Annotated in this window: 20 protein-coding genes; 12 read left to right on the top strand and 8 right to left on the bottom strand. The window is 56.0% G+C overall.

The window, feature by feature from the left end:
* Positions 1-102: 102 nt before the first annotated feature.
* From VI895_01785 to VI895_01775, 3 genes are all read left to right on the top strand, one after another.
* Complete coding sequence (locus VI895_01785; GenBank protein ID HLG18531.1) at positions 103-660, top strand: cob(I)yrinic acid a,c-diamide adenosyltransferase; 558 nt, start codon at positions 103-105, stop codon at positions 658-660.
* Positions 645-1,397, top strand: coding sequence for a hypothetical protein (locus VI895_01780; protein ID HLG18530.1), 753 nt, complete (start codon positions 645-647; stop codon positions 1,395-1,397). The genes VI895_01785 and VI895_01780 overlap by 16 nt, the downstream gene beginning before the upstream one ends.
* Positions 1,398-1,579: 182 nt before the next feature.
* On the top strand, positions 1,580-2,437 hold the full coding sequence (locus VI895_01775) for a DMT family transporter (protein ID HLG18529.1): 858 nt from the start codon (positions 1,580-1,582) through the stop codon (positions 2,435-2,437).
* Positions 2,438-2,444: 7 nt separating this feature from the next.
* On the opposite strand, the gene VI895_01770 is transcribed toward VI895_01775, so the two are convergent.
* Positions 2,445-3,296: a proline dehydrogenase family protein gene (locus VI895_01770; protein ID HLG18528.1), complete on the bottom strand. Its 852-nt coding sequence runs from the start codon at positions 3,294-3,296 to the stop codon at positions 2,445-2,447.
* Between the two features lie 157 nt (positions 3,297-3,453).
* Here VI895_01770 and VI895_01765 point away from each other — a divergent pair, with 157 nt between their 5' ends.
* Positions 3,454-3,999 carry a PilZ domain-containing protein gene (locus tag VI895_01765; GenBank protein HLG18527.1) on the top strand — a complete coding sequence of 182 codons (546 nt, stop codon included), beginning with the start codon at positions 3,454-3,456 and terminating at the stop codon, positions 3,997-3,999.
* 27 nt (positions 4,000-4,026) lie between these two features.
* Here the strand turns inward: VI895_01765 and greA are convergent, their stop codons facing one another.
* Together greA and VI895_01755 are read right to left on the bottom strand one after the other, a co-directional pair.
* Positions 4,027-4,503 carry a transcription elongation factor GreA gene (gene greA, locus VI895_01760; GenBank protein HLG18526.1) on the bottom strand — a complete coding sequence of 159 codons (477 nt, stop codon included), beginning with the start codon at positions 4,501-4,503 and terminating at the stop codon, positions 4,027-4,029.
* Between the two features lie 30 nt (positions 4,504-4,533).
* On the bottom strand, positions 4,534-5,337 hold the full coding sequence (locus VI895_01755) for an SDR family oxidoreductase (protein ID HLG18525.1): 804 nt from the start codon (positions 5,335-5,337) through the stop codon (positions 4,534-4,536).
* Positions 5,338-5,476: 139 nt separating this feature from the next.
* Here VI895_01755 and VI895_01750 point away from each other — a divergent pair, with 139 nt between their 5' ends.
* Complete coding sequence (locus VI895_01750; protein HLG18524.1) at positions 5,477-6,301, top strand: SDR family oxidoreductase; 825 nt, start codon at positions 5,477-5,479, stop codon at positions 6,299-6,301.
* A gap of 6 nt (positions 6,302-6,307) precedes the next feature.
* Here the strand turns inward: VI895_01750 and VI895_01745 are convergent, their stop codons facing one another.
* Positions 6,308-7,486, bottom strand: a complete 1,179-nt coding sequence (locus VI895_01745) for a hypothetical protein (GenBank protein ID HLG18523.1) — start codon at positions 7,484-7,486, stop codon at positions 6,308-6,310.
* A 44-nt stretch (positions 7,487-7,530) separates the two neighbouring features.
* Between VI895_01745 and pyk the strand changes: the two genes are divergently transcribed.
* The 7 genes from pyk (at position 7,531) to VI895_01710 (ending at position 15,756) form a co-directional block, all read left to right on the top strand.
* A complete protein-coding gene (gene pyk / locus VI895_01740; GenBank protein ID HLG18522.1) occupies positions 7,531-8,967 on the top strand; it encodes a pyruvate kinase in 1,437 nt (478 codons plus the stop codon).
* Positions 8,968-8,991: 24 nt separating this feature from the next.
* Complete coding sequence (locus VI895_01735; GenBank protein ID HLG18521.1) at positions 8,992-9,690, top strand: ABC transporter ATP-binding protein; 699 nt, start codon at positions 8,992-8,994, stop codon at positions 9,688-9,690.
* A gap of 163 nt (positions 9,691-9,853) precedes the next feature.
* Positions 9,854-12,421 (top strand): FtsX-like permease family protein, encoded by a 2,568-nt coding sequence (locus VI895_01730; protein HLG18520.1) that lies wholly within the window; start codon positions 9,854-9,856, stop codon positions 12,419-12,421.
* Entirely contained in the window at positions 12,414-13,187 is a 774-nt protein-coding gene (locus VI895_01725; protein HLG18519.1) for an outer membrane lipoprotein-sorting protein, read from the top strand. Before VI895_01730 ends, VI895_01725 begins: the two co-directional genes overlap by 8 nt.
* Before the next feature lie 50 nt (positions 13,188-13,237).
* Positions 13,238-14,515 (top strand): DUF1302 family protein, encoded by a 1,278-nt coding sequence (locus VI895_01720; protein HLG18518.1) that lies wholly within the window; start codon positions 13,238-13,240, stop codon positions 14,513-14,515.
* Between the two features lie 15 nt (positions 14,516-14,530).
* On the top strand, positions 14,531-14,860 hold the full coding sequence (locus VI895_01715; protein HLG18517.1) for a hypothetical protein: 330 nt from the start codon (positions 14,531-14,533) through the stop codon (positions 14,858-14,860).
* On the top strand, positions 14,857-15,756 hold the full coding sequence (locus tag VI895_01710; GenBank protein HLG18516.1) for a cation diffusion facilitator family transporter: 900 nt from the start codon (positions 14,857-14,859) through the stop codon (positions 15,754-15,756). Before VI895_01715 ends, VI895_01710 begins: the two co-directional genes overlap by 4 nt.
* On the opposite strand, the gene VI895_01705 is transcribed toward VI895_01710, so the two are convergent.
* The 4 genes from VI895_01705 to VI895_01690 form a co-directional block, all read right to left on the bottom strand.
* Positions 15,757-16,101 (bottom strand): hypothetical protein, encoded by a 345-nt coding sequence (locus tag VI895_01705; protein ID HLG18515.1) that lies wholly within the window; start codon positions 16,099-16,101, stop codon positions 15,757-15,759.
* A 182-nt stretch (positions 16,102-16,283) separates the two neighbouring features.
* Positions 16,284-17,546 carry a Phenylacetic acid catabolic protein gene (locus tag VI895_01700; protein ID HLG18514.1) on the bottom strand — a complete coding sequence of 421 codons (1,263 nt, stop codon included), beginning with the start codon at positions 17,544-17,546 and terminating at the stop codon, positions 16,284-16,286.
* A 55-nt stretch (positions 17,547-17,601) separates the two neighbouring features.
* Positions 17,602-18,411, bottom strand: a complete 810-nt coding sequence (locus VI895_01695; GenBank protein ID HLG18513.1) for a transporter — start codon at positions 18,409-18,411, stop codon at positions 17,602-17,604.
* Positions 18,408-19,229: LOG family protein (locus tag VI895_01690; protein ID HLG18512.1), on the bottom strand; the 822-nt coding region annotated here is incomplete at its 5' end. The genes VI895_01695 and VI895_01690, both read right to left, overlap by 4 nt.

Raw genomic sequence — 19,229 nt, 5'->3', positions numbered from 1 at the left:
GCTTTCAAATTATCAGGATTCCTCCACCCATTCAAATCGACCCCGGCGGGCGAAGGCCGCAAAACTTGGGGCCGGGGCTTGGCATGATATGATAATTTTTTTGTGAAAATCTACACGAAAGCCGGAGATCGCGGAGATACAGGGCTCCTAGGAGACACTCGGGTTCCCAAGGACCATGGGCTCCTCGAAGCGTATGGAACGATCGATGAACTGAACGCGAGTCTCGGTTTATTGAGCAGCGAAGATATCGACGCCTCCCTTCGAAAAGCCCTCACGCGAATTCAGAACGAGCTTTTTGGCGTCGGGACCGATTTGGCCGCGCCCTACGACTCGGGGGGCAATTCCCTTTCTGGAAAAATCGTCCGATTCTCGGATGAACCCACGCAACGATTGGAACAGGAAATTGACACCGCCGAAGCGAAACTTAAACCGCTCCGTCAGTTCATCTTGCCGCGCGGAAGCCGCGCGTCCGGACTTCTTCATTTGAGCCGCACGATTTGCCGGCGTGCGGAGCGGCGGATCGCCCCGTTAGTGCGCGAAGGAAAAGCGAATCCGGCTATTCTGGTTTTTGTGAATCGGCTGTCGGACTGGCTCTTTGTGATGGCGCGTTCGGCGAACCATCGAGCCGGAATATCGGACGTACCGTGGGAACCCAATTGAGCCTTGTCCGACGACAACATTCGCACGCGCATTCGTCTGAGAACGGTACGGCGCTGGTGATCCTGATGATTATTATCGTCGTGGCTGCCTTGGTTGGGATCTGGGGGCTTTCTTCCTCTCGCCAAGGGATCCTAAAGGCCGGCCTCTACCGAGCGTCGGTGGCCACCCAGTACGGCGCGGAGACCGGAATTCAGAAGACCATTCAACGTGTGCAGGAGATCGTCGATCCGGGACTTACCGATTCATTGAAGAGCCTGTATTCCCCGGGTCAGGAGAAGGACATCAATTTTCTGGTTCGAAGCATGTGCATACCGGAGGATCCCGGTTCCACCTGCGACACAGGCGGTAAACCCGCCTGTACGTGCAATTCGGGGGGTTACCCCGCTTGCTGCGGCTCGAGCTCGACCTGGGATCCTCCATGCCCGAGTTCATTCGATCCATCGAGCGATCTCGATGCGATCCTTAGCAGCAAGAACGTCATCTGTAACTTCATGGGGTCGGCGCTTCCCAACACCCAAGTGGTTCTCGTACGAAGGAGCGATTTCGTCTCCGGCACAGGTCGCGCAGGAATGTTGTTGGTCAACGCGATTTCAACCGACGCCGGCGGCCGCCGGAAAATTGTCCAAGGCGTGATCGTCGTCCCCTATCAGCCGGACCCTGCAAACAGCGGTTACTTCCTTCCGATCGATACGGAGAAGCCCTACTTGGCCACGTCGCTTAAAGGCTCTGGCGGTTAACGCCTCTCCCAGTGTCCCGAACCCGAGATAGCTTGATAACAAAGGACGCCGCTGCGCCCGGATGGCAAGGCGTGACGACGAAGGCGTACTTGCAAGGCTGCACGCCGACGAGGAACAACGCAGCCAGCCGGGATTCAGCGGCGGCCGTCTATCAAGATATGTCGGGCTCGGGACACTAAAGCATGAATCGTGGCATTTCCTGGATGCTCGTGGCTGTATTCCTGTTCGCGTGCATGGGCGCGTGCGCAAAGGCCGCCTCGGGCGCGGCATCCACCGGCCAAATCCTGTTCTTTCGAAGCGTCGTGGGTTTGCCCATTCTTGTCTTGCTGGCTCGGCGTTGGAAAGCACCGCTGTTGGGATCGCGGTCTCCATTACTGGTGACTCGCGGGATCATCGGTTTTTTCTCGCTCGCGCTCTATTTCTTCAGCCTGGTGAGAATTCCATATGGAAACGCCGCCGTTCTACAGGCCACTTCGCCGATCTTTGTGGCCTTTCTGGCCTTTCCGATCGTGGGCGAGCGAGTGTCCCGAAAGATTTTTTGGTTGCTCCCTTTTTTCATCACCGGAATCGCACTCATCGTCAGACCCCAGGCCCATCGCGATCTCTTGCCCCACCTGGCGGCGATCGGAGCCGGCTTCCTGGGAAGCCTTGCCTATCTGTCGGTCCGAAAACTGAGCGAGAGGGACCGGGGGATCACGATCGTCTTTTATTTTCATCTCATCGCCACCCTCGCGTCGCTTCCCTTGGCCTGGATCGGTTGGCGTCCTTTCAACTACCGCACGGCGATTTTGCTTCTCGGCGGCGGGTTCTTTGGGACTTTGGCGCAACTGACGATGACACGGGCTTACAAGTTGGAGAGAGCCAGCGTAATCAGTTTATTTTTTTACGGCATCCCGTTCTTGGCATTCATCTTCGGGGTCCTCTTTTTCGGGGAACGGCCGGATGCCGTCTCTTTGGCAGGCGCCGTTCTCATCATATCTTGCGGCCTGGTGGCCACTCAGATTCCGCGATTCGATAAACCGGCGGAGGCGGAAATGTAGAAACGGCTTAATCCGTGACCAAGCTCTTTAGAACAAAGAAAATATTTTCCTTTCGCTCGCGAAGTCGGCGAACGAAATAAGGAAGCCAGTGCGTCCCAAAAGGGACGTACGAGCGAACCGCATAACCTTGGGAGGCCAACTCTCGAGCTCTTTTGCGCCGCAAGCCGTAGAGCATTTGAAACTCAAACTGGGAGCGAGGAACATTTTCCTTACCCGTCCATTCAACGACCCATCGTAACAATCGTTCATCATGCGTCGCGATCCCCACGTGGGAACCCCCTTTTAAGAGAACCTCGACCATCGATCGGTAACTTCGCCGAATGTCGTCCATGTCCTGATAGGCGATCGACGTCGGTTCTTTATAGGCTCCTTTGCAAACACGAACCGGCGCGCGGAGCAAGGCCATTTTTCGGGCGTCTTCCTCGCTTCGGTGCAAATAGGACTGGAGAACGATGCCTACGCCATTCGGAAACTTCGAATACAGCTCTTGAAATAGGTGCAGGGTGCGCTCCGTGTAAGCCGACCCTTCCATATCGATCCGAACGAAATTGTTGTGCTGCATCGCCTCCGCGACAATTCTGCGCATAACGCCAAGGCAATAGTCTTCCCCGATGTCGAGGCCCATTTGGGTCAACTTCAGAGAAACGTTCGATTGAATCTTTGCCCGGCCGATGGCCCGTAGGAGCTCAATGTAGGATGCCGCCGCCGCCTCAACTTCGCGCTCGTTTGAAACATTCTCCCCCAGAACATCCAATGTGGCCATCACGCCGCCGACATTCAGAGTTCGTACGGCGTCGATACCCTCTTCCAGAGTCTCCCCCGCGACAAACCGGCGCGCTAGAAAGGAAAGCGTCCCCATCAGACCCCCTGCATCACCAAGGCCAGAAGGAGCAGCGCAATTCCCAAAAGAAGCAGATTGTTTATGGCCGTAACACGAGGATCGATACCGGAGGACGACATGCGGCTGCCACATTCCGTACAGAAACGAGCCCCTTCGGCACACTCCGCTCCACATTTTGCACAACGAATTCCCGACACCGAAAACCTCTCCGCTTGAATTTGCGCCGTACTTTACCCATTCCACGGCCGGAACGAAACTTCTAAAAACCGTTCTCACTGGACGTCGCACCATCAACTTGGGCATACTGATCTTGGGTATGTGGTGGGTAGACCGGCTCCGCTTGGAGTGGAAGAAAATTCGAAACGAGCGCCTCTACCGGCGCATTCTCATCGATATCCCCGTGAAAGTTTACCAGCGGGGCAATTCCCCACCTCTTCTCGAAAAAATCGGCGACTGGAGCCCGGGCGGCGTATTCGTGTTGACCGGTACGTTGCTACCGATCGGTACAATGGTCGATTTGGAGTTCTCCCTCGGCGACGCCACCGGTTCCCATCTGAAACTCCGGGGCCAGGTCATCCGCCATCAGACCGGACGTTCCGCGGATAATCGGGCCGGCATCGGAATCATGTTTACCGATTTCACGCAGAGCGGCCTGAATGTCCTGCGAGAGGTCCTGACGCGCGTTTATCCCGAAGGAAGAGTGAGCCGCGCTTCCGCTTGATTAGAGTCGTACTCGGGACGCCAGGACCTACTCCAAACAAATTTCGATGATTTCCAATTCCCGGGAGCCGCCCGGCGTCTGAACCGTGACCTCGTCTCCCGCTTCTTTTCCGATCAAGGCTTTTGCAATGGGTGACGAAATCGAGATCAGCCCCTTTGAAATATCCGCTTCCAATTCCCCCACGATTTTGTAACGCAATTCTTTTTCCGCGTCCGTGTCATAGAGTCGGACCGTCACGCCGAAAACCACTTTCGATCCGTCGATTTTAGAGAGATCCACCACTTCCGCACGGCCGACCACGTCTTCGAGCATCCGAATTCTGGTTTCAATATGACCCTGCTTCTCTTTGGCGGCGTGATATTCCGCATTTTCGCTCAGGTCCCCGTGGCCGCGCGCCTCTTCGATTTCTTTAACAACCTTCGGCCGTTCCACGGCCTTCAGACGGGTTAATTCTTCGACAAGCTTGATCTTGCCCGAGGCCGTCATAGGTACGCGTTTACTCACGCGCGATCCTTGGCCGGAGTTCAACATCGTTTAGTCCACGATATTTTCGCCGCCGTCGACGCCGAGAACATTCCCATTCAGCCAATCCGTGAGCGGCAAAGAAAAGGCGACGATCGCTTGAGCCACATCCTCGGGCGTGGTCAAACGTTTTCCCGGGTTCTTGGCGGTTGCGATTTCAATCATCTTTTCATTTCCCGGAATCTTTCGGAGTGCCGGCGTATCGGTGACGCCCGCCCGAACGGCGTTGGCGGTGATCCCTTTCGGAGCCAATTCAAGCGCGAGCTGCCGAATGTGCGACTCGAGAGCCGCCTTTGCGGCGGAAACGGCTCCGTACGTCGGCCACACCCGCTCTCCCCCGGCGCTCGTCATCGCGTAAATCCGGCTCCCCTTCCCCATAAGATTTCGCATCAGCAAATCCTGCACCCAGTAAACCAACGAGTGCGCCATCACATCGAGCGTCATCTCCATTTGAGTCTTGTTGATCATTTCGCCTTCGGGTCCGATGAACGGTTTCAGCGTACCGAACGCGAGCGAGTGAAGAAGCACCGATACCTGCCCGTTCTTTCCGAGCTTCGGCGCCAGGGCGTCCAAAACTTCTTTCCGCTTGGCTTCGTCCGACGCGTTGACGTTGAAAAAAAGCGCTTCCCGACCGGCTTCCTGGATTCCGTTGACCACGCGGTCCACATTTTCCATCGTCGCCTTTCGGTCGAGATGCACACCGCAAATGTGCATCCCCGCTCGCGCGAGGGCGAGCGAAGTCGCTCCGCCGAATCCGCTCGAGGCCCCCAAGATCAACGCCCATTTTCCGTCCAAGTCCTTGAAATTATTAACCATGCTTCTCCTGTCCGAGGCTATCTCTAACCGCGCCCAAACCGGCTGTCAAAAGGTTGAAATCGGCGATGCTAACCTCGTGAGCCCATAGATCAAGCGGTAAGTTTCAGCGACGCGACCACTTTCTGCTACATTGCCGGCTATGCGGATCGATCGAAACAGCGTCGTCATCATTACGGGAGCCTCGCGCGGCATCGGCCGAGCCGCTGCCATCGAGTTCGCAAAACGAGGGGCCAAAGTCGTCGTCGCGTCTCGAGACGAGGCGAAGATGAAAGAGGTGGCGGATCGTGTCCGGGAAGCGGGTGGAGAGCCTATGGTCGTCGCTTGCGACGTGGCGGTCGAGAAAAGCTGCCAGGAACTCGCGAAAAGGACACTCGCACGTTTTAGCCGGATCGATATTTTGATCAATAACGCCGGTTTCGGCTATTACTCGCCGGTCGAAGACCTCTCGACCGAAAAGCTGGATCAGATCTTTCGGACGAACCTTTACGGCACGATCTGGTGTACGCAGGCCGTCCTCCCGCAGATGAAAAAACAGAATCGGGGTCATATCGTTAACGTCTCGACGATCATTTCAGGGCGGTCGATCCCGTTTATGTCGGCGTACTGCATGACCAAGTTTGCGATGCGGGCATTCGATGAAAGTCTACGCCTGGAAGTCCGATCGCACGGCATCGGCGTTTCTCACGTCTGCCCAGGTTTGACGACGACCGATTTCCAAACCAACGCCGTCCGCGTGGAGGGTTCCGGCCCGCCGGTCCCCAATCAGATGGGGATGTCGCCGGAGAAAGTCGGGCGAGCGATTTTCCGCGCTGTGGAACGGAACAAACGTGAGGTTACGCTGACGATGAACGGCAAAATCATGCTCACGCTTCAGAGAATTTCACCCAGACTCACCGACGCCATCATCGCCCTGTACATGCGTCGCAAAATGCATGGAACGCAAGCGGCTTCGGGAACGAATTAGAAACAACTATTGTCGACTCAGGGTTTGAGCTCTATTGCGCCATTTTCTTGCCTGCGCCTCGTCACCCAGTTCTCCGACATGTTGCGCCCGTGCCTCAAACGCTTTGGCCAAGAACGCGTCGAGACCCGACCGAATCGCATTTTCTTCGCATCGGTCGATGTCCGAAGCCGCTCGTGTGGTTTCACCGGCTGCTCGATAAAGCATCGCTCTCATACGAAGGGGACGATCGGCTAACAAATTTGCCGAAAGCTGTAGCCACCCCCTCTCCCCTTCCAACAAATCGTCGAGACAACGAATAGCCTCCGTAGCGCCGTCCGCCCCGAGAGTCTGGTCGGCCAGTCTCAGCGCGACCTCCCCGAACCCCACCCATTCGCCACGGTTCTTCATTTCACGAAAAAGATTCTGCAGGTCACGAAAACCTCTTGGCGGTTCGGCCAAACCGAGTTTCACCGTTGTGGGTCCGCTCATCTGGATCTTCATTTCAAGTTGTTGTGCGAGATTTTCCACGGCTGCACGTAACTCCACCGGAATACCACGGCGCTCGTGAACAAGTTCCATATACGTAAGAAAGAAATCGTTCGGAGACAGTCGCAAAAAGTCTCCCCACACACGAATCGAATTATCCTTCTCCTCATTCATCACGGCCGAAAGCGGCATCGCAGCGATTGCGGCAGGGATAGGAACCTCCCCCAGAGGACTCGTAACGTTCGACCGAGCCGTTCCAGGCTCAAACTTCATGTCACTCAAAGCATCCGGCGAAGAAAATAAGACCGAACGATCCGCACTTCGCCACAACTCCGGCGCGATCCGCCGAAACTGCGCCGCCACGTCGAAACGCTCGATCCAAAGAAGCGTCCACGTGGCCGCCCGCCGAAACGTCCCTTGTTGGAACTGAAGGCGGCGGAAAAGTTCATCGCCGAGAGATTCAAACAGTGAATCCAAACCATTCAGCAAGAACAGTTTAGTGTTGAAATGCGCTCCTTGATGCCGAAGATAAGGACCGGGAAACAACTGCATCGCGGAAAGTTCTCCCGCAATGACATCGGCTCCCAATTCGTTCAGGCACTTGCAGAGTTCATCTCGAGCGACGGAATCTCCAACACCGATAAAAAGGCGTTGCATGGCTCCGGCACCGATCGCCGATTGCCAAAGCCGCTCAGCCGCTCGCGCGACATCTCTCCTCATCTTTGCCTCTCCCCAGCCAAACCGGTAGCTTAATGGGCCCGGGTATGAACTCAAGACGCACGAAAATCGTCGCTACGCTCGGTCCGGCCACATCCTCGCCGAAAATGATCGAGCGCCTGATAAAAGCGGGCGCGGACGTGGTTCGGCTCAATTTTTCCCACGGGACGTTGAACGAACATACGCGCTCCATTCAAACCGTTCGAGCCCTTTCACAAAAACTTGGAAAGTCGATCGGCGTTCTGGCGGATTTGCCCGGCCCCAAAATGAGAACCGGGGAATTGGTGGGCGGAGGACCGGTCTATTTGCGCCGTGGAACCGCCTGCACATTGACGACCCGTCCGATCCAAGGAACGGTCGGCATGGTGGCGGTCAAATTCCCGGGATTCCCCCGACTGGTCAGCAAAGGCGACCGCGTTCTTTTGGCCGATGGTCTACTCGAGTTAAAAGTTTTGCGTGTGCGCGACCGCGACGTGGCTTGCCAAGTGATCGTAGGAGGCGAACTCAAGGAACACAAAGGGATCAACCTTCCGGGTCGGAGGCTTCGAACGCCGGCATTAAGCCCCCGGGACAAAGAGTTGATTGCGTTCGCCGTGAGGATGCGCGTCGATTTTCTCGGCCTCTCCTTTGTGCGGCGCCCCTCCGACATCGAAATGGCTCGGCGCTGGATGCACCGTCAAGGCGCCAAACGAGCCGACCAGATTTCCGTGATCGCCAAAATCGAAAATCGCGAAGCGCTCGACAACATCGACGCGATTCTGCGGCGCGCCGACGGAATGATGATCGCGCGTGGGGATTTGGGAGTTGAAGTTCCCACCGCCGAGGTGCCGGTGGCGCAGAAGCAATTAATTCATTTAGCCGCGCAAATGTCCGCACCGGTCATCACGGCAACTCAGATGCTGGAATCAATGATCAACACGCCTCGCCCGACGCGGGCCGAAGCCTCCGATGTCGCCAACGCAATCTGGGACGGCACGGATGCCGTCATGCTCTCCGGAGAAACCGCGACCGGCCGGTATCCGGTCGAAACCGTCAAAACGATGGCCCGAATTATCGAAGAGGCGGAATCGCGCCCCGATTTTCAATGGATGGCGCCGGAGGCCCGCGATGCCCGTTCCGATGCGGAAACGGTCCTACAGGCGGCCGTACGAGCCTGTAATCCCACCCGCCATCGGGCGATCGTCACGTATACACACACGGGATCGACGGCGATTCGTCTATCCAAACTCCGTCCAAGATTGCGGATCTTGGCGTTGACTCCACAGCCCCGCACGTATCGCCTATTAAGCCTTATTTGGGGCGTCCAGCCGTTCATCAGTCCGCAAGGGAAATCGGTCGATGACATGATCCACCGTGGAGATCGCATTTTGCTCCGGCACACCGGGCTGCGCCTCAACGATCGCGTCGTCGTCGTGGCCGGCACGCGGCTGACGTCGGGAGCCACAAACATTCTTAAAATCCATCAGATCGGTGAATCTCTTTAACCGATTTTCGACGGAGCTTTCGCCATGATTCGTTTCAATAACGTCTCGAAGGTCTACGAAGGAGGCGCAGAACCTGTTCGCGCACTGCAAAATGTTTCCCTGCATGTCCGTGAGGGCGAATTCGTCGTCGTCGCTGGGCCGTCCGGCTCCGGAAAATCGACGCTTCTCCACCTGATGGGCACGCTCGACGAGGCGACTTCGGGCGAAATCGAGATTGCGGGCGCGTCCCTCTCCGCACTCAACGACGACCAGCGAACCCTTTTGCGCCGGCACAAAATCGGCTTTGTCTTTCAGTTTTTTCATCTTCTTCCAACGCTCACGGCATTAGAAAACGTGATCTTCCCCGCCCTGTTGGACGGGACATCCACCCAAAAGGCGCGTTTGCGTGGACATGAGCTGCTTGCCCGGATGGGCCTGGAAAGACGGACCGCGCATACTCCGGATCAACTCTCCGGCGGAGAAATGCAACGCGTGGCTATCGCGCGCGCTCTCATCCACGATCCGCCGATCTTATTGGCCGACGAACCGACCGGGAACCTGGACTCGCAAAAGGGCAAAGAAATTCTCACGCTCCTTCAGACGCTCAATCGAGAGCAAAAAAAGACGATCGTCATGGTCACGCACGACCGCGAAGCCGCTCTATTCGGCCGGCGATTCCTGGAACTCCGCGACGGAAATATCTTTACGGATCGATCCAACTCCACGGCGACCGCATGGGCCTAGAACCGGACTCATATATGTATTCTGCAGCGACCGGCTGCAAAGCCCGTGCTCTTTGTTCTCGGGTCAAAATGTCCTCAACGTACCTATTAAGTACGCTTCCGGGCATTTTGACTCTGCGGCCTCGATCACGGGCTTTTCGCTCGGTCTCGCGACGAATCCATTTATGAGCCCGGTTCTAATCCGATATCTCAGTTTCCGGCACGCCCGAAAACATTTCCCTCGAACGTTGTTGACCGTCAGCGGCGTGGCGCTCGGCGTGGCGGTCGTCATCGCGATACAAGCCGTGAACTATTCTATTCTGGAGAGCTTTCGAAAAATGGTCGACTCCATTTCCGGCAGAGCCAATTTGGAAGTCACCGCCGGTGCCGCCGGAGTCCCGGAAGAATTATGGGAACGTTTGGAAAAGCTCCCCCATGTTCAATACGTAACGCCCATTCTCCAGCAGACTCTTCGGATCCCGCAATTGGGAAACGAGACGATTCTCTTGATGGGAATCGATTTCACGGGGGATGAGAAGTTTCGTGACTACACCTTCTCGAAGGAGGGAGCCCGCGTCGACGATCCCCTCGCCTTTCTGAACGATCCGGACGCCATTCTCATTTCGGAGCGGCTCTCCAAGCGATACTACGTGAAGGAAGGAGACACACTTTCAGTCCTTGCGGCCGACGCCCGGAGATCCCTTCGGGTGCGCGGCCTGTTACGGGAAGAAGGCCCGGCCAAGGCATTCGGCGGGAGCTTGGCCGTCATGGATATTTACGCCTCGCAAGCTTTTTGGGGACGCGATGGCAAATTTGACCGCTTCGATCTGATCGTCGAGGAAAAACCGAATATTCAATCGGTCAAAACGGAAATTCGACAGGCGCTGGGGAACGACTTTACCGTCGACCTACCCCGCGCGCGAGGAGAGAACGCGACGAAACTCCTCACTTCTTTTCAGGTCGGCTTGAGCGTGGGAGGTTTTGTCGCGTTATTGGTCGGCCTCTTTCTCATATACAACACGATGCAGATCGCCGTGGCTCAACGCCAAAAGGAGATCGGAATCGCCCGCGCTCTCGGCGCCCGGCGGCGGGACATGATTTTTCTCTTCATCGGCGAATCGCTGACGTTGGGGATCCTCGGTTCCGCGATCGGTGTGGGGGTCGGTTTGTGGTTGGCGCGCGGGCTTCTCGCCACCGTGAGTGGCGCCGTCTCGATGCATTTTCTTAAAGTAAATCCCGACGAGGTGTACGTGACGCCGGCGATTTTGGGTCTTGGCTTCCTCGCGGGCGTCGCTTCGGCGGTGATCGCAGCGCTGGGACCCGCTCGCCGCGCTGCTTCCGTCACACCGGTGGAAGGAATTCGAGTGGAAAGCCGGGCACGTCACTTCCGGCCGACGTTTTTCACGATCAACGCACGAATCTCGTACGGACTGGCCGCTCTCGCGCTCGTTCTTCGCTGGATCGCGCCCGACAGACAGAGCCTCTACTGGGGTTACGGAGCCCAGCTGGCGATGATCTTCGCCTTTGCATTCTTGGCTCCAACGCTCTTGGTTTCCGTTGGGAGACTCTTGCGCCCTGTGGTCCATCGACTTTCAGGCCCGGCAGAGCGCCTCGCGTTCGACCAGATCCAGCGGCAAGTTTCCAGATCCGCCGTCACGATCGCCGCCATCATGATCGGATTCGGAATGGTGGTAGAGATCGCCAATTATATTGGCAGCCTGAAGCACACCGTTCAGCGCTGGGTGGCGCAGTCGATTCCAGCCGATATTTTCGTGACGTCCGGGACGAAGTTGGCCTATCGCCAGAACACGCCGATCCGAGAAACTCTCGCCGACGACCTTTTGCAATGGCCGGAGGTCGAAGCCGTTGACCGTGTACGAACGATCGACGTGCGAGTCGGGGATACCGATGTGCCGCTCATTGCGAACATCCCCGAAGTCTATTTGACGCACGTCCAGCGGGATTTCATTCTGGGAACCAAGGCGGAGGCTTTGGCCCGAATGAACAAGGACCTCGTCGCTGTCGTGGCCGACAATTTTTTGCGCCGCTTCCACAAGAAACTGGGCGATACCGTCCCGATACAAACGCCTCGGGGAATCGTATCTTTTGAAATCATCGGCGCGATTGAGGATTATACCTCCGACCGGGGCCTCGTGGCGATCAGCCGCAACCAATTCATCGCCCACTTCGACGACCGGTTGGTGGATTCCTTCGATGTGTATGTCCGGGATAAATCCAAGATTGAATCGGTCCGTCAGCGCATCCTGAACAAATATTCCGCCGAACTGACGCTCTTTGCACTGACGAACCAAGAAATGAAAACGGAGATCTTTCGGATCATTGACGAAACGTACAAAGTGATCCGTGTACTGGAAATCATCGCCGTCTTGGTTTCTTTGCTCGGAATCGTCAATACGCTTCTGGCGTCGATCCTCGAACGAACTCGGGAACTCGGAGTTTTGCGGGCGATCGGTGCGACGCGCCGGCAGATCGGCCGCATGGTGATCGCCGAAGGAGCGTACCTGACTTTGGGAGGCATGTTCCTCGGCTTTCTGCTCGGTGTGGGCCTGACGGAAGTCATCTTTTCGGTGATTCTCCCGCAATCGACCGGCTGGTACCTAACCCTCTCGATCCCTTGGCTCCGCATTTCCGTTGTAGCGTCGATTGGACTCGTGCTTTCGATGTTCGCGGCTTATTATCCCGCCCGCCAAGCGGCCCGATTGAACCTCGTAAGAGCGATTGAATATGAATAGGAATCCGGGACGACTTTTCTTCCTTTCTGCAATGCTTCTCTTCCCTTGGCCTGCTTCGCCGGCCGACCTTTCGGCCAAGGATATCCTCTACAAATCGTTGCACCTGGACGGCAACCGCTCCGTTCGAAGCGAAATTACGATTCAGGTCGTTGAAAACGAAAAGGAGGTCCGAACGCGGGAAATGTCGTACCGCCGAAAAGTGCTGTCGGGGCTCGATCGCGTCCGGATCGAATTTCTCGCGCCGCCCGACGTGAAGGGCATGGCCCTACTGATTTTGGATCGCCCCAACGGCGGAACGGATCAACATCTTTACACGCCCGCGCTCCGAAGGGTCCGCAGAATCCGCGGAAGTTTAAAGAGTCAGGAGTTCGCCGACACCGACTTCAGTTATGAGGACATGGAACGGCGGAAACTCGACGACGCTGACCATGACCTCGAACGCGAGGAGACGATCAACGACCGCCTGTGTTACAAAATTATTTCGACAACGAAAAAAGGGGTGCGATCGCAGTATGGAAAAACCGTTGCCTGGATCGACAAAGAAACTTTCCTCCTCCATCTCATGGATCTTTACGCCCGCGACGGACGGAAGATAAAGACGCTGCAATCCGAAAAAGCGGAGCAGATTCAAGGAATCTGGACGCAGATCCGGATGGAAATGAAAAACACCACATCGAATCGAAAAACGCTCTACGAAGCCAGCCGAGTGGAATACGACGTTCCGTTGGACGAAAACCTTTTCCAAACGTCCGCGCTCGGTCAGTGAAACCGATCCTCGTTTTCACTCTCTTCGCTTTCCTACCTAGCGCTTATTCCATGGACGCTTCCGTCCGAGGCAACGCCCGAGGCATATTCGCCGCCGACACGGAAAAGGACGACGATGTTGAACATCTCTACCAGCAAGAGCTTCGGTTGTTTGCCGAGGGGCGTGCCTCGGCAGAGGAGTGGAGCGGTACGATATCGTTCCTGCTCCGTCACCAGCTGGCGGATCCGAACGACACCAAGCAATCGTACGACGCCGATCTCTACGAAGCTTACGTTCGTTGGGCATCTCACACTTTCTCGATCGAAGCGGGGCAACGTGTCGTTCGATGGGGAGTGATGGAATACGTGAGTCCCACGGACGCCATCAATCCCCGGGACCTCCGGCTGCTGATCGACCCCGAAGTCGAAGACACCTATCTTCCGGTGCTCCTATTTCGATCGATCGTAAACAGCGGTTCGGTCACGTTCGAAGGAATCTACCAACCGTTTTTTCGCTCCTCGCGTTTCTTTTTGTTTGGATGGGACGCCGCGATCTATCGCCCTTCTCTTGCCGGACTGTTCGGAATCCCTTTTGTCGACGCCGGCGCCCAAATCGACGACGGATCGGAGGAAGACGTGCAGAATAACGCTCTCAATCTTCAATATCCCGACGATAATCCTCTGACAGGAGAAGGCGGTCTCCGGATCGGCTGGAGTTGCAACAAGATCGATGTCGGCGTCCTATATTTGAACAAGCGCGAGACTCTCCCTTCCACCGATTTCCCGGGCGGGCTTTCCGGCCTCATTCCAGCCTCCACGGCATCGCCTTCGAGCTCAAGCGTGATTTCCACGTTTCCTCGGGATCATTTGGTCGGCGCAACGGTTCGCGCCGTTCTCGACAATGGATTCACTCTAAAGGGGGAGGCCTTGTACCAGCACGAAGCCACCTACTATGACTCCCAGCTCAACCGACTGCGCGACTCATCCCTCATTTGGTCCGCCGGCGTCGACTACGATTGGGAGCTCAGGCAGCTATTCACGTTGGAATTTTCTCAGGACCGCGTTCTAGGGGATTCATCGCCCGACTTTTTTCTCCGCGATCGGAGCCAGTACATGCTTTCGCCCGCCGCCGTTCTTAATTTCGACGCCCGTACTTGGACGATTGAACTGAAGGGAACGACCGTTCTCAATCAGGCGGCCTACCTGATCCGACCTCGGTTGATCTACCGCCCAACCGCCACCTGGGAGCTGGCTCTGGGAGGAAACGTCTGGGGCGGGGACGCCGATTCCCTCTTCGGCCTCGTTTCGAACGACGATCAAGTCTTTGTTGCGGCGAAGGTTTTGTTCTGACAAATTGGGCGTCGCATGGAGCTGATCGCATACCAAAACGGTGAACTGGGCCTTCACCTCGATAACTCGCCGGAGACGCGGTACACGCGCGTAAACGCGAACCAGCTTATTTTGTGCGCGCGAATGAACGACTGGGGTCGATTCACGGCCATGTGGAAGCGAAAAACCGACCCGGCGACTTGGGCAAGAATTGAATCGAACGTGAATCAACTGGACTCCCAACAACAGTGGAAATTGAAGGAGGCTTTCGCTCGTTTGGCCGCCGTAGATGACGAAACTTCCGCTGAAAAAGATGCGGTTGCGTCCCGTTCGACTCTGCCGTCTCCTTCCGCCCCATCGGTATGATCGATCACGGTCGAGAGGTAAAGCGAATCCTCTGGATCGCTCTCTTTATGAACATCGTCGTTTCCGCCGCTAAAGCCACGTACGGCTTGATGACCGGAACGTTGTCGATGATCGCCGATGGGGCCCATTCGCTGACGGATGCCGGCTCCAGCATCATGGGCCTCGTTTCCGTCCATTTCGCCGTCCGTCCTTCGGACAACGACCATCACTACGGACATCACAAATACGAGACGCTCGCGGCGTTGGGAATCGGCGGTTTCATTGCCCTAACCAGCTGGGAGATTCTGAAGAACGCAATTCATCGACTCACCGATTTGGAGCACCCCGAGTTTCACCCGTCCGGCCTCGGGATCATGCTCGTAACCATGGCCGTCAATTTGGGCCTGTCGAAATACGAACGGAAAAAAGGAAGAGAATACCGCAGTAGCATATTGACGGCGGACGCGTATCACACGGCCAGTGATTTTTGGGTTTCTCTCTCCGTCGTCGTCACGCTGATCGCCGTCAGATTCGACTGGGCATGGGTCGACCCTGTGGTTTCGTTGGGAATCGCCATTTATTTTGCATATATCGCCTACAAGGTCGTCAGCGACAATGTTCTCGATCTTTCGGACGCAGCGTTCGTCGATCCGCGGGAGATCGAACGGCTGGTCTTGGATGTCCCCGGGATTTTGAGCTGCCATCGAGTCCGAACTCGCGGACGACACGGAAATATCTTCGTGGATTTACACGTTCAGATCGAGCCCGAGACCACCACGGCCGCCGCCCACGCCATCGTCCACAATGCGGAAATGCGAATCAAATCGCACATCGACGGCATTCGCGATGTCATCATTCACACGGAACCCTATCCGGACGACGATACGAATCCCCGGATCATACTCCCAAAATCGTAATTATTTGCGGCTGGTCGCGAGTGTTTCGCGCGGATGCAAAATCAATTGGAGAATGGACCGTACATGCGGGTCGACGTTGTACGCTGCATTCAAAGACGGATCCGCGGTTTCGCTCTGGAATCGAAGCGACGCCAGCGAATTCACACCGGGAGTATCGATTCCTGCGTTCGCCGCTTTGGCCAGCTCGGCCCGGACGATGCTCCTCGCGTTCGAGTCTATTGGTTTCTTGTCGATCAGGCTGAAATGCGCCGAGTACGAAATCAAAATGGCGATTCCGAGTAATGACGCCCAAACCCGGGCGGGAAGAGTTTTCAATTGTCTTTCGATCAAGTTTTCACTTCTCATAACAACACTCTCTGGGCGTAGTGGAGCAAGTATCGTGCCTTGCTTGATAAGAACGCTATATTAATAATTTCAGGAACTTATCTTAATTTGGATCCAGCCGTTCTTCGGCAGGTGCAACCTGGGTTCCGCGGAAGGCGTATCCCAAGTTACACTCTCTGGAAATTGAGATCGCGAGCGAACGCTCAGACAAAAAACCCTTGAAGTCGGCCGCCGCTCGTTTCTCGCTCGCGATACCCGGCTTCGAAATTCTTAAAGTCTCTTGTCTTTTGGTACGTGGCCGGAAGAACCTTTCGAAGATATTCTAGATATTGATCCGCTTTGATCGGTGCCCCACGCTCCGTCAGAAGCTCTCCTAAAACGTCGTACGGTCTGAACGTGTATTCCTCCAAACCGCGGCGGCGGAAAAATTTTGGGCTCGGTACGTGCAAAATGTCCTCGGGGCGAATGCCTTGAAGAGCATTACCATGGGCCGCCACTTCACGGACGATTCGGCGCGCCTCCTCGCGATCGGTGGAATCGAGCTTCAGGCACACGACAGCGACGTTAATGTCTTCGAAGATCCCTTTCACTTCGTCGATGTATTCCGCTTGGGCCTGCGCATTCGGCTTGTCTTTGAATCCAAAATGAACCGCCGTATAGCCGCCGATTTCGCTTCCAAACATTTCCAAACCCCGGGCGAACCACTGATTAAGCGTTTTCTGGAGATCTTCGAGGGAATGCTCCCCCGTCCCCGCCGCCGCCTTTAACGCGAATTCTTTAACGACGTTTCGGCCCGAGGCCATGTGGAAGTTCTCTTCCACCAGCATCGGTACCATGCTCTGCGCCATCGGCGCATAGCTGAAAATCCGCTGCATTTCGAGCTGATATTTTCCGACCAAATCGATGATCGTGGCGAATACGGAGTTGTCCAAGAACGTTTTGAATTCAATGTTAAAGGCATCGAGGACGTGGCTCCCGGTCTCCATCAACAGCAGCTCCTCCATCGTTTCCTTCGCGGAATTGCTGTGCCCGCGCTTGTTCCACGAGGCGTCGTGGTCCAACACCCAAAACATTTGGTACGCGTGGCGAAGTTCCTCCGCCATGATTCTCAGGACGGCGTACTTGGCTTCGTCCGAGATGGCCGCATCCAGCGTCAACCGGTGCTGTTGAATCGACCCCAACTCGGTCGAACATTGCGCGCGAATGATATCGCGGGCGGAATAGAACATGTTGCCGACCATTTCTCCCGCATTTACATATTTGGGCCGGCCCCGCAGTTCGCCTAACTCAATATCATCGTTCTTGAGCTTCGCCACTTTGGCGGCCAGACGAAACTGAACCTGGTTTCCGAAATGCTTCGACCAGTTCTTCTCCAATAACGCAAATTCCGGGAAGTTTTTCTCCCTCCAGGCGACCATCGCCTGATGGTAATCGGGGCGGAGTTCGAGGTACTCAAAGTTCGCCATATGGGCGCGCTATATAACAGAAGCCTCTGGGGTCGTCACGCGGGGCGGCGTTAACTTAGAATAGCAAGCGAAAATCAAAAATGACCTGGAAGTCGATCGTGTCCTTATCCGGGGATCGAAATGGAGCGGCGATGTGGGAGCCGAGCGAAAGCTCGTGGTCCTGATATCGAATCCCGGGGCCGGCGAAAAACTGGTTGCGAAAGTTGTCGTACGTCACCCGCGAATAGCCCCCGAATTCCACAGTGGTCCAAATATTCTCGTACACAGCCATCGCCACGGCGGCGTCGTAAAAGATCACGTCTTCGAAATCACCCGCCCCCGCAGGCGCCGTCGAATAAATCTGGAAATCGGTCCCCGCGTCCACCGACAGCGTCAGCCGGTCTCGAGTAAAACTCACCGCGGCATACGGAGAAATTGCGAATTGATCGTCCACGAAGTAGGAGTAAGGCCGGGTAAAAATTCCAATGGCTGCGCTCGATTGCGCGGTGGGTAGCGCGATGTCCATTCCCAACGCAAAGCGGAGCCGTTCCATCGGAATGACAACCTTGCCTCCCAAAACGATATTGCCGATTCCATAATCGTCGGCCCCGGACGAGAGCGATCCGGCCAAAGGAAGCCCGATCGACATGCCGAAATTCGGCAGAAAGGCATATGCGGCGCCGAAAAAGTCCGTGATCGGCGTCCCCCGTCCCCCGGTAAAGCCCGGATCATCCAGCAGCCCGAAGCCCATTTGAGCTTCGAAAAAGGTTTCGACGGTGGTTTCCTTCGTCCACAAATATTCCGCGTTCGTCCCCCCCTCCTCTGCATACGAAACGCCGGTCCACAAAGTCACCGCCAGCAAGATCGATGCTAACCGCCGTGTCATTCTTGCTCTCCTTTGTTGACGTAAAGTCTTTTCAATTCCTGGGTCAAGTAATCGAAAGCTTGTTGGGGGGTGTCGCATATGCGGAACAGGTCCAAATCCTCCGGGCTCAGGGTTCCCCACTCCACCATTTTATGGAAGTTGATGACCTTGTTCCAATACTCGGAGCCGTAGATCACGATCGGGATCTTCTTTCGAATCTTTCCGGTCTGAATCAGCGTAAGCACTTCGGCCAATTCGTCCAGGGTCCCGAACCCTCCCGGGAAAATGACCAGCGCCTTGGCCATATAAGCGAACCAATATTTGCGGATGAAAAAGTAGTGAAACTCGAAGTTGAGTTCCGGGGAAATATAGGGATTCGGCATCTGCTCGAACGGAATCGAAATATTAAACCCGATCGACAGCCCTTTTCCCTCGATGGCGCCGCGATTGGCCGCCTCCATGATTCCCGGGCCTCCGCCGGAACAGATAATGAAACGCCGCTGCCCTTTGCCGAGTCCCTTCGACCAAATCGTCATCATGCGGGCCAGCTCGACGGCCTCGTCGTAGTAACGGGCCATCTGAACCATGCGCTCGGCATGTTTAAAGCGTTCCCCGTGAACCCGGCTCTCCCCCGACTCTCCCTTTGCGCGCTCCAAATCCCCCTTCGCCTTATCCGACGGCACCACGCGAGCCGAACCGAAGAAAACGATCGTGTCGGTCACGTGATACTTCCTAAAACGGACTTGAGGTTCCAAGAATTCCGCCAGGATTCGCACCGGCCGGGCTTCCGGGCTGTCGATGAAGTCCATGTTCCGGTACGCTTTGGGCGGCTTGGGAAG

It is taken from the genome of Bdellovibrionota bacterium, assembly GCA_035292885.1.
Classification (GTDB): domain Bacteria; phylum Bdellovibrionota_G; class JALEGL01; order JALEGL01; family DATDPG01; genus DATDPG01.
Note: the sequence above shows the minus strand (reverse complement) of the source record. Positions and strands in the feature narration are given on the sequence as shown.

Bases quoted from the DNA above. Each gene is read 5' to 3' on its own strand.
- VI895_01775 (HLG18529.1), top strand. From the start codon at position 1,580: ATGAATCGTGGCATTTCCTGGATGCTCGTGGCTGTATTCCTGTTCGCG.
- VI895_01770 (HLG18528.1), bottom strand. From the start codon at position 3,296: ATGGGGACGCTTTCCTTTCTAGCGCGCCGGTTTGTCGCGGGGGAGACT.
- VI895_01755 (HLG18525.1), bottom strand. From the start codon at position 5,337: ATGGTTAATAATTTCAAGGACTTGGACGGAAAATGGGCGTTGATCTTG.
- VI895_01750 (HLG18524.1), top strand. From the start codon at position 5,477: ATGCGGATCGATCGAAACAGCGTCGTCATCATTACGGGAGCCTCGCGC.
- VI895_01745 (HLG18523.1), bottom strand. From the start codon at position 7,486: ATGAGGAGAGATGTCGCGCGAGCGGCTGAGCGGCTTTGGCAATCGGCG.
- pyk (HLG18522.1), top strand. From the start codon at position 7,531: ATGAACTCAAGACGCACGAAAATCGTCGCTACGCTCGGTCCGGCCACA.
- VI895_01735 (HLG18521.1), top strand. From the start codon at position 8,992: ATGATTCGTTTCAATAACGTCTCGAAGGTCTACGAAGGAGGCGCAGAA.
- VI895_01730 (HLG18520.1), top strand. From the start codon at position 9,854: ATGAGCCCGGTTCTAATCCGATATCTCAGTTTCCGGCACGCCCGAAAA.
- VI895_01725 (HLG18519.1), top strand. From the start codon at position 12,414: ATGAATAGGAATCCGGGACGACTTTTCTTCCTTTCTGCAATGCTTCTC.
- VI895_01720 (HLG18518.1), top strand. From the start codon at position 13,238: ATGGACGCTTCCGTCCGAGGCAACGCCCGAGGCATATTCGCCGCCGAC.
- VI895_01715 (HLG18517.1), top strand. From the start codon at position 14,531: ATGGAGCTGATCGCATACCAAAACGGTGAACTGGGCCTTCACCTCGAT.
- VI895_01710 (HLG18516.1), top strand. From the start codon at position 14,857: ATGATCGATCACGGTCGAGAGGTAAAGCGAATCCTCTGGATCGCTCTC.
- VI895_01705 (HLG18515.1), bottom strand. From the start codon at position 16,101: ATGAGAAGTGAAAACTTGATCGAAAGACAATTGAAAACTCTTCCCGCC.
- VI895_01700 (HLG18514.1), bottom strand. From the start codon at position 17,546: ATGGCGAACTTTGAGTACCTCGAACTCCGCCCCGATTACCATCAGGCG.
- VI895_01695 (HLG18513.1), bottom strand. From the start codon at position 18,411: ATGACACGGCGGTTAGCATCGATCTTGCTGGCGGTGACTTTGTGGACC.